Annotated in this window: 12 protein-coding genes and 1 pseudogene; 4 read left to right on the top strand and 9 right to left on the bottom strand. The window is 52.8% G+C overall.

Annotated elements, in window-relative coordinates; all coding sequences use genetic code 11:
* Nucleotides 1-46: 46 nt before the first annotated feature.
* The 7 genes from AC6HVW_RS12475 to AC6HVW_RS12505 form a co-directional block, all read right to left on the bottom strand.
* Nucleotides 47-1,693 carry a UbiD family decarboxylase gene (locus AC6HVW_RS12475; RefSeq protein ID WP_071683570.1) on the bottom strand — a complete coding sequence of 549 codons (1,647 nt, stop codon included), beginning with the start codon at nucleotides 1,691-1,693 and terminating at the stop codon, nucleotides 47-49.
* On the bottom strand, nucleotides 1,690-3,264 hold the full coding sequence (locus AC6HVW_RS12480; protein ID WP_071683569.1) for a GMC oxidoreductase: 1,575 nt from the start codon (nucleotides 3,262-3,264) through the stop codon (nucleotides 1,690-1,692). The genes AC6HVW_RS12475 and AC6HVW_RS12480 overlap by 4 nt, the downstream gene beginning before the upstream one ends.
* A gap of 66 nt (nucleotides 3,265-3,330) precedes the next feature.
* Complete coding sequence (locus AC6HVW_RS12485; protein WP_071683568.1) at nucleotides 3,331-4,209, bottom strand: hypothetical protein; 879 nt, start codon at nucleotides 4,207-4,209, stop codon at nucleotides 3,331-3,333.
* A gap of 11 nt (nucleotides 4,210-4,220) precedes the next feature.
* Nucleotides 4,221-5,873 carry a ferritin-like domain-containing protein gene (locus AC6HVW_RS12490; protein ID WP_497569451.1) on the bottom strand — a complete coding sequence of 551 codons (1,653 nt, stop codon included), beginning with the start codon at nucleotides 5,871-5,873 and terminating at the stop codon, nucleotides 4,221-4,223.
* A gap of 1 nt (nucleotide 5,874) precedes the next feature.
* On the bottom strand, nucleotides 5,875-7,659 hold the full coding sequence (locus tag AC6HVW_RS12495; RefSeq protein WP_071683566.1) for a GMC family oxidoreductase: 1,785 nt from the start codon (nucleotides 7,657-7,659) through the stop codon (nucleotides 5,875-5,877).
* A complete protein-coding gene (locus AC6HVW_RS12500) occupies nucleotides 7,646-9,481 on the bottom strand; it encodes a GMC family oxidoreductase (RefSeq protein WP_071683565.1) in 1,836 nt (611 codons plus the stop codon). Before AC6HVW_RS12500 ends, AC6HVW_RS12495 begins: the two co-directional genes overlap by 14 nt.
* Nucleotides 9,478-9,936, bottom strand: a complete 459-nt coding sequence (locus AC6HVW_RS12505) for a sugar dehydrogenase complex small subunit (protein WP_071683564.1) — start codon at nucleotides 9,934-9,936, stop codon at nucleotides 9,478-9,480. Before AC6HVW_RS12505 ends, AC6HVW_RS12500 begins: the two co-directional genes overlap by 4 nt.
* 828 nt (nucleotides 9,937-10,764) lie before the next feature.
* On the opposite strand from AC6HVW_RS12505, the gene AC6HVW_RS12510 reads away from it, so the two are divergent.
* From AC6HVW_RS12510 to AC6HVW_RS12525, 4 genes are all read left to right on the top strand, one after another.
* A complete protein-coding gene (locus AC6HVW_RS12510) occupies nucleotides 10,765-11,187 on the top strand; it encodes a DoxX family protein (protein ID WP_021806367.1) in 423 nt (140 codons plus the stop codon).
* A 443-nt stretch (nucleotides 11,188-11,630) separates the two neighbouring features.
* Complete coding sequence (locus AC6HVW_RS12515; RefSeq protein ID WP_497569452.1) at nucleotides 11,631-13,409, top strand: glycosyl hydrolase family 28 protein; 1,779 nt, start codon at nucleotides 11,631-11,633, stop codon at nucleotides 13,407-13,409.
* A 302-nt stretch (nucleotides 13,410-13,711) separates the two neighbouring features.
* Nucleotides 13,712-15,610, top strand: coding sequence for a type VI secretion system family protein (locus AC6HVW_RS12520; RefSeq protein ID WP_497569453.1), 1,899 nt, complete (start codon nucleotides 13,712-13,714; stop codon nucleotides 15,608-15,610).
* Nucleotides 15,607-16,272: a DUF2931 family protein gene (locus tag AC6HVW_RS12525; RefSeq protein ID WP_447889077.1), complete on the top strand. Its 666-nt coding sequence runs from the start codon at nucleotides 15,607-15,609 to the stop codon at nucleotides 16,270-16,272. Before AC6HVW_RS12520 ends, AC6HVW_RS12525 begins: the two co-directional genes overlap by 4 nt.
* Before the next feature lie 912 nt (nucleotides 16,273-17,184).
* On the opposite strand, the pseudogene AC6HVW_RS12530 reads toward AC6HVW_RS12525, so the two are convergent.
* Nucleotides 17,185-17,417 (bottom strand): annotated as a pseudogene (locus AC6HVW_RS12530) (IS3 family transposase); the annotation flags it as partial.
* Between the two features lie 44 nt (nucleotides 17,418-17,461).
* Nucleotides 17,462-18,155: hypothetical protein (locus AC6HVW_RS12535; protein ID WP_497569454.1), on the bottom strand; the 694-nt coding region annotated here is incomplete at its 5' end.

Raw genomic sequence — 18,155 nt, forward strand, 5'->3', positions numbered from 1 at the left:
TGCCACAGCGATCCCCGCACCACCTAAAAGGTGCGGGGACGGTTTTTTAGCGATCAAATCCCCATTCGGACCATTTGCTTTTGATTTTCTCCTGAAGCGGCAGCGGATAATTGGTGGCAAAGCTCAATACCTGCTCCAACGGCTGGTTAACCTGCTGCTGGATCTGCAGGCAACTGTAGGCCACCAAGCCGCCGCGCCCGCGTAGTTTGGTGGCCACATCCAGGTAAATCTGTAACCCGGTACCGTCGGAGTCATATTGCGGATAGTGAAACACGCCTTGCACCGGATTATTGCGCGTCGCCAATGCCCAGGTCACTTTGTTGCTGTCATCAGGGGGAATATCTTCGCCCACGATGATCAACTTGGCGGTGGTTTTACCGATATGGTTGGTCCAGAACACTTCGGCAATCTTGTCGATAAAGGCTTTGACCGTCAGGCCGGTGATTTTATGCCAGTCGTCACGTACCCGGATCACCAGCCAATGGGAAGAGGCCTCCAGCGGGCTGAAACAGTCGATGATCGGCAAACCGGACTTTTCAAAATACACTCTGGCGGTGGCAGATAAACAGAAGCAGCCGAGCATCAACGTAGAGTCGATCGGAACACCCGGAATGCAGATCGGCAAGATAGCCTCATCACGGAAGGTGACACAGGTGATTTTCGCCAGTGGTTTCAGGCTGGACTGGTTGGAAAGGTAGCCGGGGAACTCGCCAAACGGGCCTTCAGCCACGGATTTATCCGCGCTGACGTAGCCTTCGATGATGATTTCACATTCGGCAGGCACCAGCACATCGCAAGTTTCCGCTTTCACCATCTCGATGCCGTGGCCAAGGAACGCCGAAGCATAGTTGTATTCATCATGCCAGGCAGGCGGAGCCGCAGAAAGCAGCATGGTGACCGCCGGGGGCACCCCAAGGGCAATCACAAACGGGCAGTCTTTCCCCTGGGCCGTCCACATATTGTAGATCATGCCGTTATGCTGGAAAGGCAACCACAGGCCGACAATATTGTTCTTCGAATAATGCGGGCCATTACCGTGTGGTACGCCGACCGAACTGGCGTGAGGCGGTTTTGGCGTTGGGTTATTCTGCGGCCGCGAACCGGCGATCATCGCCCGGCTGAATGACCAATTGGTCCAGGCGTCCTTATCTACCGTGTAGGCGTCTTCCGGTACAGGCTCACCCGGTGGGGTACGCACCATGATGGCTCCGGCTGTCTGGAAATAGCGGCCACCGTCGCCGTCGTGCAGGATAGGGGCCGGGATTTTGGTCATATCCACCTGATCGCCCACCCATTTGTTTTGCTTGCACGGGGCGGTGGCCGGGTCGACCATCACTGGTGGATGCGGCTCCTGACCGATGGCATCCAGAAAGGCATCCTGGATCTCCAGCAACTGGGCATCGTCCGGCAAACCGAGCATCAGCGCCAGACGCTGCCAGCGTTTACCCGGCACGCGGCTGACCGTCGGGCCCATTTCTGCTGCCCGAAAACCGGGTGCGCCCTTCACCTTGCTAAACAGCGGCATCGGGCTTTCCGTTTCGCAGGAGTGGCGCAGAATGGCACCGATCTCCAGATACCAATCCACCTCGTCAGGGATCGCCACCACTTCGCCCTTGCTGGCCAACAGTTCCAGATAGGCGCGGTAGGATTTGGGGACTTTCTGCACATCAATTTTCAGTTTACGTCGCTTCATTGATTTTGATCCTGATGTGGGCCACTGAGTTCATCGGCCAGGGCGAAAGACTGGGCTACGCCGGTCAGCGTTGGATTCCACGAGCCTGGGCGGGGGAACAACATGCTGCCTAGCCCATATACGTTCGGGTAACGGTGCATCTGACCGTTGAGGGCGGTGACCGAGGTGGCCGGATCATCCCCCATCCATAAGGTGCCAGCTTCGTGCACCAATCCCTGATTGCGAATATTGTCTGGCGGTGAAGGTTCCCAGGTGAAGCTGCCGTCCGGGTTATTGTGCTGGTACTCCAGAGGGGCATCTCCGGCAAGAGCGTACATCACGTCATAGGTGGTTTTATCCATCGCATCCCAGAACTGACGGTCGGTTTCTTTCATCTGGATATACACCTCGGCCTCACCCAGCGGGTTAGTCGTGACGTAATTCCACGAGTTTGCCGAACGTTCCCCCAGGAACTCCCCCATGGAATGCAGCATGATCACCACGTAGTCAGGGTCCTGATAAGTGGCAACGGCTTCTGGTGAAGAAGCATCTGGCAGGATACGGTACAACACGTCGTAGCTTTCTGCCGGTTGCGGGTTATGGACCACGCTGATGTGGGTGTGCATCAGGCGGTTAGTGGTTTTATCGATGCCGGGCAGGTAATAGGCCACGGTTTGCAACTGGTTGGTCAATGCCGGCAGGCTGCTGGCGGGGATACGGGCGGCCAGCCAGGAACGGATATGGCCGCACAGGTTTTTTCCCACCAGCTTATCGTCTGGGAAAGACTTGGTGAGGATAAACCCGGCTTCCAGGGTATTGCAGGCCAAAATCACTTTGGCGTTGCCGACGCTGAGTGACCCTTCTTTAGTGATGATCTCGGTGACAACGTCACCTTTTGTAATCAATTTTTCCACTTCGGCATTAACCACTACCTTGAGTGAGGCGTAAGCCTGCACATCATTCACCAGTACCGAAATAGGCGAGAACTTGGCCCAATCCTCTGGTGCCACTCCCTGGCCAGTTGCCATGGCGGAGTCCAACGCGCTCGGGCTTGGTTGCGGCTTGGCTCCGCTGATATTGGCCAACTGCGAGAATAGACGTTCACCCATAAAACGATTCAGCGACTGGTTGCGATTGCCGGGGATGTCCAGGGAGTAGCGCCTCCCCATAAATTCGCCGGTGGGATACCACTGATTATCCAGACGTTCGATCGCCTGTGGTGGCCAGTCCGGCATTTCGCTGCTATCGGGTTGCGGGGTCCAGGCGTTCCAAAACAGCGCGCGGCCGCCCACATAAGGGATCTGCGGCATAAAGTTGAGGCTGAGTTTCATATCGGCAGAGCCATGATAGGTCCATGGCCGGATACCCACGCTGGTGTTGAGTTTGATGTAGGCCGGTGGAATGTTCTGAATATGGTCGGGGATCAGGTAATCGCCTTTCTCCAGCACTAGAATGCGGGCCTGGGGATTATGTTGCAGCACCCGGTGGGTAAAGCTGGTGCCATAGGCACCGCCACCAATCACGATATAGTCAAAAGACTGCCCCTTGATCTGGGCAAAGCGGGAAAAGTAGATATTGTCGACTTCACTCATAGTTGGCTCCCGGAACGTGACATGCGAAAAATCATCCCCGCCCCGAACCGGCGGCGGGGCAAACGGCTATGGGTAATAGGCGCGGCTTTGGATGGCCGCCGGGGCTGAGTTGAGGGTTTGTACCGCCACCGGGGCACAACCGCCGATCAACTGATCCAGATCTTTACGCATGGGGTGGCTGCTGGTCCCCAACACCAGTTTTACCGCCTCAGCGTGGCCGCCGTTGAGGAAATAGGTATCCATCGCCTGCAGGATGTTCCAGCGACAACCGATCAGTTTGTTGTCGTGAACGCCGTATTCGGTGATTGGCGAGATGTTGCCCGGGATCGCCTTGATGCCCAGGGTGTTGACGATGCAGGTGAAGATCGCGGTGTTGGCATCCTTGGGATCGTCCACCCGGAAGCCCCAGGTTTCCACCCACTCGGGTTGATAGACCGCAGAGTTGGTCCGCACCGGATTTTGCGAGGCCAAATTGACCTTGAAAGTGGTCTGGAATTTAGGCTCGCCAAACAGCTGCTCACCGGCGGCGATAGCGATGGGGGCATCGCAAGGCACCCAGACGCGATGGTTGCCGTACAGCTTGGTTTGATCGCCGTCCTGGATAAACTCCTGATAGCCAATCGGGGCCAACTGGTCTTTACGGTGCTCGGGATAGGCGACAATGTTGAGCTCCAGCTCCTGGGTGATCGCCGCACCGCTGCTGCCCCATTGCTCCGGCGGGGTATTGATGCCAGAGGCAAACTGCCCGGCATACAATTGGAAGTTAAAGCTCACCATCGCCTTATCGCCAAACCGCGCCGGGCTAAGCCCGGTTCCCTGCAAATAAGGTTCCACGCGGCTCAACGGCACCAGATAATACACGCCAACGTTGGTCAGTGAGGCGTAGTAGAACGGCATGGTGAACGGCGACGGGATGCTGGGTAAATCATTTTGCTGATTAGACATGTGCGTGGTTCCTACTGTTGTTGGGATTGAGGTTTGGCCGAGTGTGGGCAAGCCGCCGGTACCGGATAAGGCGCGGCCTTCAGCGCCGAAAGAATGTTCAGTGGGTTGAAGTACTGACGCATCAGGGTGATTTGATGCTGTTCATTGAATTGATAACGGATCGCCCAGTCGTAGCGATAGGGCACGCGGCCGCATTTGGTCGTGCCTTGTTCGCCTCCGTAGGACATTGCCTGATCGCCGCTAAAGAAGGATTTCTCGACGCCCGCGCTGCCAAAATTAACCGTTGCACCGAGCAGCGTCCAAAAACGGGTAAACCCTTCATGGCCGTAGAACACGCCCAGATAGGGGCATTCGCTGGGGCCGGAGATATCCCAGATCACCTCGTCACTCATGCAGGATAGTGCCAACTGCAGGTTACCGGTGGAATAGGCTTGCTGCAGTTTATCCAGAGTGGCCTCATTGCTGGCACTGGCACTGGCACTGGCACTGGCACTGGCATCAGCACTGTCGGTTATGGTTACGGCTGCGTTGGCCGGAGCAGCCATCAACACCTGTTTACCCAGCGGCTGGTGGTTAGCCACGCTGTACTCAAACGTGGGGGCGCAGTGGAATAACTCCTTGCCGGGGAACGGGTTGGCGGTTATGGCGCGGAAATCATCCCGCAGCGCGCACATTGCCACCACGGCGGCCATCAACTTGTCTGGGGCACCGGTAAATGCAGTTTGCAGATCGCCGAGTAACTGACAATAACGCTGGTTAAACCGGATGATGGCGTCACGAACTTCACCGGGTGGATAATCACTGACCTTGGCATTGCTGTCGATCAGCACGCTTTTGTTCCACGGCACCGGGAAGGGGGCGCCGGTAGGGCCACTGGCCACGGTATCGCCTTTTTGATACAGCCGTTCATTGTAGATCTGGCTAAAACGGAAATAGTGGGCCAACTCATCTTCATCCACGACCCAGATATCGTTTTCTGTACCTTCGCCCTGATCGGTGATCAGTTTCATGGCGGCTATCGCGGATTTCAGATCGCTCACTTTCAGTACGTTGCCCCCGCCGCCGTAGTAGAAAACATCCGGCGGGATCTGGCGCTGCGGATCGCCGCAGAAAATCGCCCGTTCTCCATGGGTTTCCACCGCTGCCCGCAGCCGCGATTCGATGTAAAGATAAAACTCACCGATGGTCATATCGCTGGGGACTTCATTGGCGATGGCGCGCGGCCGGACATCTTTCGGATGCTCGATCACCATGCCCTGGAAGATGCCGTTTTTGGAGAAGCCGTACAGATTCACTTCAATATCATCAATATCGTAAGGCAGCCGCGCTGGATAGCTGGGCAGGAAATCGGGCGAATCGACTGCGGGTGTCCCGCCGATGGCGTTGAGCAGGTTGGCCGTCAGGGTGAAGTGCAGCATTTCCTCCACCACCACCGAACGCAGGGTTTCGATGATGCGCCAGTCAACGTCGTCATCCAGGGTATAGAGCATCGTCAGATAGGGGGGAATGGTCGCATGCTCCAACTGCATGGCGTTTTGCAGCAGATTGCGCAGTTCGGTCAGATCCTGCGCCAGGCTTTTTTCGTCGGCAAACTGCACATAGCCGAGTTGGGCAAACGAGGTTTCAGCAAGCTGGAAGGTCTTGGCTTTTGCGGTCATGTTCATATCAATGTTTCCGTCCGAGTATATGGTCGGCAGTGGCGAAGGTCAGGGCCGTCATGGTGAGCGTGGGGTTTGAGGTGCCCAGCGTTGGCATGCTGCCGCAGCCAATAACGTAAAGGTTGGGGTGATCCCAGCTTTGCTGGTGCCGGTTGACTACCGAATTCTCTGGCCGCGTTCCCATCCGGTGGGTGCCTGCCACATGGCCAACGCCCGCCCAGATGTAACCGTTACCTTGCCAGGTGAAATAACCGGGGTTGTCCGACTGGTAGTGGGTAAAATCCTTGATGCCCAGTTGGCTGAACAGGCTGCTGGCCACTTCGCGACCAAACGCCATCCCGCCTTGGCTATAGTCGTCCACGTTGTAGTGGATTACTGGCCGGTAATTACCGAGCGGATCACGCCAGCGATCGTCGATGGTGACGCGATTGGCGGCATCCGGCAGCTGTTCGGTCATCATGTCCAGGCGGATTTGCCGGGGCAGTACCTGCCCAAGCTGCTGGCGTAACTCCTTGCCATACAATCGCTCGTCATCCACCATATCCAGCGTGCTGTCCACCGGTTCGTTGCGTGGCCAGCTCCAGCCCCAGTTGCCGATCTCCAGCACAAAGGCGGCGCGATCGCGGCGGAATTCGCCACCCCGGTAGTTCACCAGCGTTGACGTCAAACCCGGCCCACGAAATGCGCCTATCGCTTCTGGCGCTAACCCCCAAGACAAGATGGCGGGGTGATCCATCAGGTTACGTCCCAGCTCTCCGCTGGACTGACAGGCCTGTGATGCCTGTAATAACACGGCATTTTCGATGGCGTTGGCGGCCAGAATAAACAGCTCGCTGTGTAAGGTGATCGGCTCAAAGTCATGGCTGCTGTCGTTCTTCCACACCTTGCAGTCCAACGCGCTGATTTTCCCCGTTTCTGGCGCGATATGCAGACGAGAGGCAACCGCCTGGGTCAGCAAATCGGCATCCGTTTCCACCAGGGTTTTTAACGCGTTGTAACGAGCCTGGATCGGGCAGATCGGAATACAGCTGGAGTTGCCCATGCAGCGGCGACCCACGGCCGGATTTCCCACCGCACCACGCGGGGTATAACCTGCATTGGGCACGCTGTTTCTGCCTTGCGGGATAGAGCGGATCTGGGCTTTGTCTGCCGTACCGGGTAATTCGGCCTGGGCCAATCCGGCGATCATCCAGCGATCCAGATAGCTCTGGGGGATCTTTTGCATCGGGTACTGATAGCCCTGCGCAAAATGGATGCCGTGGTATTGCTGATCCTGCACATCGGCGGAAACGCCAATTTCCAGTTCAGCGCGTTGATAATACGACAGTAACTCTTCATAGCTCAGCGGCCAGTCCACGCCACGACCAAACAGCGTGGCCATGGCAAAATCCTCCGGCAGCATCCGTGGACAGCTGCCAAACCAGTGCAGCGAAGTGCCACCCAGCCGGCGGGTATAGTTACTTTCAAAGGGATAGGGCCCCATCTGCACGAAATACCCTTTGTGCGAAGGCTTACCGGGCGTGATGGGTTCAACGTCAGTCACTTCCGGCTGTGGCGCGTTAGGGGAGTCGGGATAGGGCGCGTTAGGTGTTTTTGCCACGGCCTGCATAAAGGTTTGCACATGATCCAGGTGCTGGCCAAAGCTGTCGTTGCCCGTCCCGGCTTCGACGATCAGCACCCGGCGACCAGCGCGGGTCAACTGCTTGGCCATGATACAACCGGCAAATCCTGAACCTACGATCACCGCATCATAGGGTTGGGCGGTGGCTTGCTGCCAATCAATCTGCCGCATGATGCCCCCCGTTCAGATCCTGCAGGATATTGTGTGCAGCCCAACAGGTGAGCGCCGACATGGTTAACGTTGGGTTTGAGGTACCCATGTTGATCATGTTGCCGCAGCCCACCAGATAGAGGTTGGGATGCTCCCAGGTGCGCTGGTATTTATTCACCACGGAGCTCTCTGGTGAACCGCCCATGCAGTGGGTTCCGGCAAAATGCCCGGCACCGTTAAAGGTGAGGGTTCTGCCGTCTGGGCAGACGAAGGCTCCGGCATCCTCTTTTGAGTAGGACGAGTAATTCTTGATATCGGCCTGGTCGAAGATTTTCATCGACATATCGTAGGCGCTGGCGAAACCGGCTCGGGTATAGGGCGATAAATCGTAGTGAATGACCGGGCGATAGTTACCCATTATGTCTAGATAATTCGGATCGATGGTGACGCGGTTATCGTACTCCGGCAGCTGTTCCACCAAGATGCCAAAGCGGAATTGACGTGAAACCTGGTCTTTGAGCCTTTGACGTAACTCTTTACCGTGCAGTTGCTCATCGTCTACCAGAGTGATCACATCTTTCGACGGCGCCTGAGCTGGCCACAGCCAACCGTCGTTGCCCATTTCAAACCGATACGGTGCGTGGTGTTTACGGAAGCTGCCACCGCGCAGATCCTCGATGCCGGAGGTCGCTAATGGGCCACGTAGCGGCCACAATGGCGTTTTCTTGGTTAGGCCCCATGTCAACAGCTCTGGGTGATCCATCAGATGGCGGCCAACCAGATCGTTGCCTTTACAGGCACCGGAGGCCAGTAATAGCACCGCGTTGGCGACAGCGTGGGCGGCGAGCACATAGCGTTTGCCCTTCACCGTATGCAGGCTGTAGGAGTCATCGCCAGGATATCGATAGTGTTTGAACTGAACGCTGTTGATCGCCTTGCTGTGTGGGTCGATATCCAATTGGAACGCCACGCTCTGCAACACGATATCGAGCATTTCGTGGTTGGCGGTGTTCAGCGTTTTCAGTGCATTATATTTGGCCTGAATAGGGCAGATAGGCACGCAACTGGAGTTACCCATGCAACGGTGGCCCACTTTGTCGTTACCCACGGCACCTTTTGGGGTATAGCCCCGCCCTTGATCGTAAGCACTATTGGGAACGCTATTGCGTGAGGCGGGCGTTCCGCGCACTTTCAGGGTGTAAGACTTGCCGTCATCTTCCACCTGCATGCCATCGATACGGCTGGCCAGTTGCTTGTCGCTCCAGCTCGCGGGCAGGCCGTGCATTGGGTAGACGTAACCAGGCGGGAAGGTGACACCAAGGTAGGACTGTTCTTCCACATTGGCGGAAACCCCAAGCTCCAGCTCCGCCTTACGGTACCACGGCTCCAGCTCTTGATAATCGATCGGCCAATCGATACCCACGCCATACAGCGACTTCAGGCGAAAATCCTCTGGTAGCATGCGCAGCGAGGTGCCGAGCCAGTGCAAGGTCGTTCCCCCCAGATAGCGGGTGTAGGTTGAACTGAAGGGCAGTGGTCCACGCTGGACAAAGTAACCTTTATCGCTTGGCGTTTTGCTGACTTCGGTTTCCAGCGGTTCCGGGGCATTAGGATTGCTTGGGTAGGGCGCATTGGGGATTTTGATGGTTGCGGTATAAAAGGTGTTGAGGTAGTCCAGATAGCCTTGATAGTCCGTCCCCAATCCGGTACCGGCTTCGACGATCAGGCAGCGTTTTCCCGCCTGCGTCAGGGTTTTGGCAACGATGGCACCAGAGATCCCTCCGCCCACGATCACCACGTCGTACTCGGTTGTCTCTGCTTGTTCAGGAGTGATGATATTCATAGTTTCACCACTGTGGAGGTGGTTACTGGCGGTTCAGCCCAGGCACCAAAACCTTGTTGTTTGGCACCTTGCGGATGGGCATGGATCGCATCCCACACCAAGCCCTGCTGATAGCTGTTAGCGCTGGGGATCTGCGTATCATTGGGATTGTCTGGCGAATACCACTGGCCCAGATACCACAGTTTAATAATGCTGCGCACCAGCGTTGACAACTTCTCAGAACCCAGCAGTTGGGTTTCTACAAAGGACGAGTGCTGTGCAGCATCTGCCGGGAGATCGCCGTACGTTGCCAACAACGTGGCAAAACGTTCTGCCGCGTGCGTTTGTACCCAGTCAAAATAAAAGGCTGCCTGACCCGTACCGAGTAACTCAAAGCGGTCGAAACCGGTTAATAAACGGGAAAGATCGATAAATTGCTGTAGTGCCGCATCGGATGCAAGTTGTTCATCGCTCATAAGGTGCTGCCTGTATAGGTTTTTATGATGGTGGCCTTAATACTGCCACCGGGAAAAATCAATAAAACAGGTTGCATTAGTCATTTTATTTATTGCTATGGATTAATAGGGCGTATTAATCCCTGAGCCTCCAGTAACGTGGATGTTCATGATTTTTGTTTTTTAGATGCACTAAAAATAACGCTATTGTAAAAACAATAACGGTAATTTAATGCATGTTAACCTTTTGAATTTAAGCGAATAGTGTGTGCTGCGCGCAAGCAAGAACGCCGCTGGTGGCGAACAGTTACGTGAGGCTCACAAAGTTTACTTCCCGGGCTAATGATATTAGCGGTGAATTGCTATGCTAAATAAAATGAAATACACAGAGCGGGCCAGCATTGCGCAGGCGCGTGGTATCTCATTAAAATAAAAGCTCGTTCCGAATGTTACGGGTTAAAGTACGTGGCTAAGTTTTTTATTTCACTTAATCCACCACATTCTTCAGAGTGTAATAAATATGGTATGAGAGGCCATATTCCGCAAGCTTAAGCATTAATAAAGTATTTAATGATATATAATCCCCACGAGGGCAATATGTTTAGCTACCAAAAAACCAATGTCAGCATAAAATGCCAATTATTAACATTTAATTCCTATAGATAGAAAGATAATTCTTCTCAAGCTTACTATAACGCCGCGATCTAAGGAGGCGGGCATGCAGGTGGCGTCGGTTTTTATGAAAGTTTATTTAATGTGTTAGATCAAGGTTTACTACGAATTTCGTTGTAAAAATGCAACTTAGGATTAGATTGATTGCGATTATCATTAACTCTCAGTAGGTGCAACATGGTGAATTGGTTTAATCGTGTCATGGATCGTCCGGATCTGGGCAAACTGATACTGCGCTTGGCGTTCAGCATTATGATGATATTCCATGGGTGGCATAAACTGATCGGCGGCATCGATTATATCCAGGGATTGCTGACTCAACATGGGTTGCCTGGATTTATCGGTTACGGCGTTTTCGTCGGTGAGCTAGTAGCTCCACTGTTGATTATTTTGGGGATTTTTACCCGCCCGGCGGCGTTGGTGTTTTCATTTACCATGCTGGCGGCTTACCTGCTGATCGATCCCGGCAAGGCGCTGATGCTGACGAAGGTAGGGGCTTGGGGAGCAGAAGATATGGCGGTGTATTTCTTTGCCGGGCTGGCCATCGCCTTCCTTGGCAGCGGTCGCTATTCGGTAATGAAGGATCCGAATTGGCGCTGAGGTAGGCTAGCCGGTATCGCTAGGGCTCACTCCGTGGCATTCCAGTGCTGAATGCCACTTCAATATTTCTCTACATAGGTTTTTGGGGTGAGGGGACTCACACTATGTGATCCATTTTTGACACCTGTCACAAATAAATAAACCATGGTGTCTATTTTAATACAGCGTTTCTTTTATTTGAATTTAACAGCAAAAGGGTTAGTATTCAATGCGCTGTATACCTATTAGCCTTTCAATCTGCGAGTTTTCGTTTGCCTTGCTCTAGTCGCTATAGACGCTATCTAAACTGAGCCGGCGGGGCGGTTTGCCGTTCAGCTGTTGTTTGCCTGCAACTTGCGATTCTTTGGGTACAGCAACCTTGACTGTTCTTCCAGTGATAAGGGATCCCCATGAGAATACAGCTCTCTCCTTCCTCTATAACGATTAAGACTATGTTTCTGTGTATGGCAACCAGTTTGATTGCAACCACTCCGCAGGTATCTGCCGCTCCACTAAATAAACAAGCACCGCAGCAATTGCATGTTCCAGCCCTGTCTGCTGACGACAGTAGCCTGATGTTGGTGTGGAAAGCGCCAGAAGATACCGGAGATATCGCTGACTATCTGGTTTATTCAGCAGGGAAACTGCTGGGGAAAGCCAGTGAAAACAACGATCGGTTTTCACCTGCCAAGCCTTACATCAATCATTTTTATGCGAATGACAAAGATACTTTTTCGCAGCGGATTGTGATCCAGAATTTCAAAGTAACGGATTTAAAGCCCGAGAGTCAGTATTCGTTTACCGTTAAAGCGCTCTATGCCGATGGTACGCTATCAGATGCGAGCCAAAGCATTACGATAAAAACCACCCCGTTACCGACCGTGGTCAATATCACGGATTTTGGCGCTATAGGGGATAGCACCACGTTAAATACGAAAGCGATTCAACGGGCGATTGATGCTTGCCAACCTGGCTGCCGGCTTGATGTCCCTGCGGGAGTTTATAAAACCGGGGCGCTGTGGTTGAAAAGTGATATGACACTTAACCTGCAAGCGGGTTCTACCTTGCTGGGTTCTGATGACCCGGCTGATTACCCGCCAGCTTACCGGTTGTATAGCTATTCTACCGAAATGCGGCCAGCCTCTCTGCTTAATGCCATCGATTCAGAACACGTAGAGCCGGGAACTTTCCGCAATATACGCATTGTTGGGCCAGGAGTGATTGACGGCAATGGCTGGTTACGCCAGAAAACCGCTGAGATTGTCGATGAGGTGGGAAACCGTCTGCCACAGTATATTTCCAGTAGAAATAGTGAAGTCCATAAAGATGGCATCTTGGCTAAGCATCAGGTCGCTAAAGCGGTGGCCGAAGGCGTGCCGCTACAAGTCGCTTATGGGCAGCGCCGATCTAGCCTGGTGACATTGCGTGGCGTTGAGAATGTGTATCTGGCCGATTTCACCGCACGCAATCCGGCTTTCCACGGCATTATGCTGTTGGAGAATCACAATGTGACGGCCAATAACCTGATCCATCAAACCTTTGATGCCAACAATGGCGATGGCATTGAGTTTGGTAACAGCCAGAATGTGATAGTCATGAATAACTTCTTTGATACGGGTGATGACTGTATTAACTTCGCGGCAGGAACCGGGGAAAAAGCGGATGAGCAACCTTCAATGAAAGGGGCTTGGTTATTCAACAACTATCTACGCCGGGGGCATGGCGCTGTGGTGACGGGCAGCCACACTGGGGCCTGGATTGAGGATATTCTGGCCGAAAATAATGTCATCTACCTTACCGATGTAGGTTTACGCGCCAAGAGCACCACGGATATCGGCGGTGGTGCTCGTAACATCACATTCCGCAATAATGCCATGAAGGATATTCTCCGCCAGCCGGTGATCCTGACGTTGAATTATTCGGATCCTAACGCCAAGATTGATTACCCTGCGGCGAAAAAACCGGCTCAATTTTATAATTTCCTGGTGCAGAACGTCACGGTACAGGGAACGTTGGGGGATAAGCCAGCAATCGAAATCAAAGGGAATAGCGACAAGAATGCCTGGCACCGGCAGATTCGCTTCAACAATGTGCATTTCAATAATGTGCCCCCAACTGCCATCAGCGATTTAGAAGACAGTCAGTTTGACCACGTGACTTTTAGCCAATTACGTGGGGATACACCTTGGCATTTCAATGCGATCAGAAATGTGACCGTCGATGGTAAGCCTGTAGCACCGTAATGAATTTCAGGAGGTTTTAAGGCAGGGATTCCCTGCCTTGGTTATCCGTTGGTATCGCTCAGTGAAAGCCCGATAGAACCACCTGTAAGCCCCTGTGTTAGGCAGGCCGATGATACGCATTGGCGTCAATTTCGTGATATTGACGTTAAACATGATGGTGTCCCTTTGCTTCTTCATGTTGGTCAATTTTTGACAGTTTGCCGTAGAGAGTTTAGTCTGGTTCCGGATGCAACCCATAATAAAACATGGAGTAATGTCATGGAAGAGGCTGACAAAGAGGTTCGTAGGGTATGAGCCGAGGGATGAACTATCAGGGAATATCAGTTATTTGCCAAGGTGATACGACCACCACAGGGGGGCGGGTACTGGAGGGGGTACCGGGAAATCATTACACGTGTGATAGTATTCCTGTCGCTCTGAAAGGGCATAAGGTTTCGTGCCCGGCTTGCGGGAAAATTGGGGTTATTGCCGAAGGGGAAGCAAACTTAAGTTTTTATGGTGTACCAACGGCACTTGACGGCCACCGTGTGGCGTGTGGTTGCACGGCTGGTAGCCATCGTCTTGTTGCGAGCAGTCAGCCGCTCTCGGTTGCCCCATCCATATCTCCGAGCTCAATGCCGATGAATAGCGGACCGGCAGCGGCGCCAGCACAGTATGCTCAAAGCGCTAAGAAACAGGCAGCAGAACCAGAGCAGCACGCGCAGGCGGCCAAAAAGGAAAGGCAGAAGCGGGAAATTACCCTGACCATCGGGGTGTTTTTCGACGGCACCGGCAATAATGCGGATAATACCGCAGCCAGCCTTGATGCCTGCTCCGGAGAGCATTTTGGGATGAACAATGCCGATGCTCAGTCAGCTTATTTCCAATGCGTTCAACTAAAAAGCGGACACAGCGGCTTCGCGGCAGGAAGTCATCTCGGGTATTACACCAATGTGCACTGGCTCAATATTCTATATAACCAAAAACTCACTGCCGATACGGGATACGGCCAGCGTGCAATTTATATCGAGGGGATTGGTACGGAAAGCGGGGAAGGCGACAGTACTTACGGGATGGGCACCGGCAGAGGTAACTCCGGAGTGGTGAGAAAAACCGATAAGGCAGTCGCTATGCTGGTTGCTGCTATCAAAGGTTATCTGGATAACCTGCCTGACGCCAGTTCCTGGATCATCAAAGAATTGCAATTTGATATTTTCGGGTTCAGCCGGGGAGCTGCTGCGGCACGGCATTTTGCCAACCGAGTTTTCAGTCAGGACCAGGCGATTATCACTGCTATCAAGTCCGGTCTGGGAAGTATTGAGTTCTCAGGCACTCCCGGCGGTAAAACCCGTTTTCTGGGGATATTTGATACGGTGGCTGGCATCGGTACGCCGGTCAACGGGTTCAATCCGCACAGCGCCGATACGGGCGAGGTGAATATAGTGCTGCGTCCGGGGGTAGCCGAGAAGGTTTTTCATATCACCGCACAGCACGAATGCCGATTTAACTTTGCGTTGAACAGCGTGAAACCTGCATGGCCGGAACTGGCTTTGCCCGGTGCGCACTCTGACATTGGTGGCGGTTACAACCCTGACGAGTACGAAGCCTATTTCATCACCCGTCCGCAGTTTGAAACCGTACCCTTTTCCACACCTGATACGAAAACGCGGGTTTATCAGCAGGCCTGTGAGCAACTCAGTGCGATGGATACCTGGCCAGCGATTGGCCCTTTGTTGCAGGCATTGGACATTAACATTGATACCTGGCACGACGAGCGGATGCCAGCCGATCGCTACGGCATGCCGCAAAAACGCAGCGGGGCGGCAGCGGTCATTGAGCGCCCGACGCGCAACGACTGGTCGAGGGTGGTGCTACGGGTGATGCTCGATGCGGCGCAAGATGCAGGCGTGGTCTTTGCTCCTATTGATGACAGTGTTCCAGACTTTTCATTACCAGTAGAACTAAACTGCCTTTGTGAAAAAGCGATTGTGATGGGCCGCGCGGTACGGAATGGGGCATCGGATCTCGGATTCATCAGTCAGGAAATCGAAATGCTGGCAGAGAAATATATCCATTGTTCAGCCAACTGGAACAGCGTGGTCAGAGACGGTGAGGGAATGATCGCTGGGGCAGTCAAACCGGCGAAGATGGTGAACTTTACCAACCGTCCGGATGAGCGCTGGCAGCGGACAGTTTACGATATGGCGGGAAATAGAATATGAAAATAATCCGTTTGGCGGGGCTTTTTCCGGTACTGCTTTTGACGGCGTGCCACAGTCACAGTGCGGGCCAGCCCGAGGCTTCAGTCCAAAACGATGTGCCCACTGAGTGGAAATTTAATTTTTTCACGCCCAAGGCGCTACCCGCACTGGTAACGTTTGTCGCTATCCTTGATGCTAACGGTACTGATTACCGGTTTAATACGCTGGACAGCACCCCAGACCTCGATAAAGTGATCGGTAATTGGAATGATACCGATCGAGCACCCGGAGGGCACTGGAATCACGTTAAAAATCCCCCCAGGCATATTCTTTTCTGCTGGGACTCCGTGATTGATAAAAGAGTGTATGAAACTCGCCTGACCCTGTCTGACGCCGTTGTAGAGAAAATGCGCAACCCCAGCGTGTATAAGGATTATCATGGTAATATCGGGTATTACGACAACATACAAATTGGTCTGGCTCCGGGAGGTAAGGTAGCTGTCTGGTTACGAGGTATTGGTAGTCAGCCTAATTATCGCGTGACGCCATCAGTCTTAATGACTGTGTCCGGGGATAAATTAGAGCTTTGCAAAGGGATAACTAGGCACCCCAATGGGTATAAATATTACGGAGATACTCCCGAATTTATCAAAGGGAAAACCTATCCCTACGGCAATTGGTAGCAGACATTGTTCCTAATCCGTTTGGCGGGACTTCTTCCGGTACTGGTGCTGATGGCGTGCCACGGTGCGGGCCAGCCCCAGGAGGCTTCTGTCCAAAACGATGTGCCCACCGAGTGGAGATTTAATTTTTTCACGCCCAAGGCACTACCCGCACGGGTAACGTTTATAAGGATTATCAGGGTAATATGACAGTTTTGCTGTTGAAGCACTTGGGTGAAGAACAGTAACGACGAAGAGGCTAGAACGACTCATTACAGACATACATTTTGGTGAAATCTGCACGGTTAGTGTAGCCATACCATTTCAGATTTCACGTAGCACGATCAATAAAGCAGGGGGTTTTGACCTGTTGATGAGGTAAAAATGGTCAACAGGTTGGTTTTAGGTATCTGTTTGGCCATAGTGTTAACGTGAAGATTACGAAAACGAAATCCTGCCCGATCGCCATTTTGAGGCTCTAAATGCTCTGGCAGAGAAAGTTATGTTTTTGTTGGATAGGCTTCTTGATGGAAAGCTTATCTTTGTGGCTCGTGATGATGGGATGCTGGCCAGGCTTGGCAAGGGTCGAGACAGTTAGGCACTCGAACAACCAGAAATTGTTCCAATGATTTGGCGTGGTCGTAGAATCTAAGGATGGGTGCGAGCAGGAGCGTCAACTAATGAAGAGCAAGCTTTGTCGGTTGCATCAGCGGATTGCTTGGATGAGATTTGCTACTGAAAAATCAGATAAGAGCATGAGGTTGACTGGCCATGTGAATTTTTGACCAGGGCAAATGAAAGATAGCCAGATTCCATGTATCGTCACTTCGGTGCGCATAATGTATATTATGTTAAATGTCGTTTGTTAACAACTTCACATGTGGCCGTAGTTTTGGCACATATCAATGAGTTGTTGATATGTGCCCTGCCTCCTTCCGGCCCTTGGTCAGTTCTTATCGTAGCCGGATAGTCGAGAAACAGCGCAATACTGTCCAGAATACGCGTGACCTGCACGCCTTACACCCAGCCCGTTCAGATGATAAAGGCGATACACGCGCTTGCACATGAAGCCCTGCACGGCGCAGTAACTGCCAGATACGGCGGCACCTGCGCTCCAGTGCCAGCTCAGTGATGCGCCCTGATAAATGCGCATCAGCAGCTGGGCGTCATAGCGGCAGGTCGACACGACCGGATCCTGACATATTGAAAGTCATTTCATTTCCCCAATCATTGCTTCAATTAGCTTAGCTCTTTCTCTTAATGCTTTAAATTTGTCACCGTTAATATTATGAATTAATTTAAATTTACTCATAAACTCGGCTGCACTATCAATCTTACCTTCTGATAATGCAATATTGGCCATGTTAATAAAGGATTTAGCAACCTGCAGTAAAATTGCATTGTCGTCGCTGCCCTCAAAGCGCGCTATCAGCGCATCATAGCCGGCCTGCTTCGCCGCCTCATTCGCTGCATTGTACGCTTTACTGTACATCGCCATAGCTACGCGCAGTAAGATTTTATTGTCGTCGCTGCCCTCAAAGCGCGCTATCAGCGCATCATAGCCGGCCTGCTTCGCCGCCTCATTCGCTGCATTGTACGCTTTACTGTACATCGCCTTGGCAACCTGCAGTAAAATTGCATTGTCGTCGCTGCCCTCAAAGCGCGCTATCAGTGCATCATAGCCTGCCTGCTTCGCCTCACCAGTTGCGTTATAAGCTTTATTGAACATCGCCATGGCAACCTGCAGTAAAATGGCATTGTCGTCGCTGTCCTCAAAGCGCACTATCAGCGCATCATAGCCAGTCTGCTTCGCCGCCTCACTCGCTGCATTGTACGCTTTACTGTACATCGCCTTGGCAACCTGCAGTAAAATTGCATTGTCGTCGCTGCCCTCAAAGCGCGCT

It is taken from the genome of Serratia sp. NCCP-200 (genome assembly GCF_059697885.1).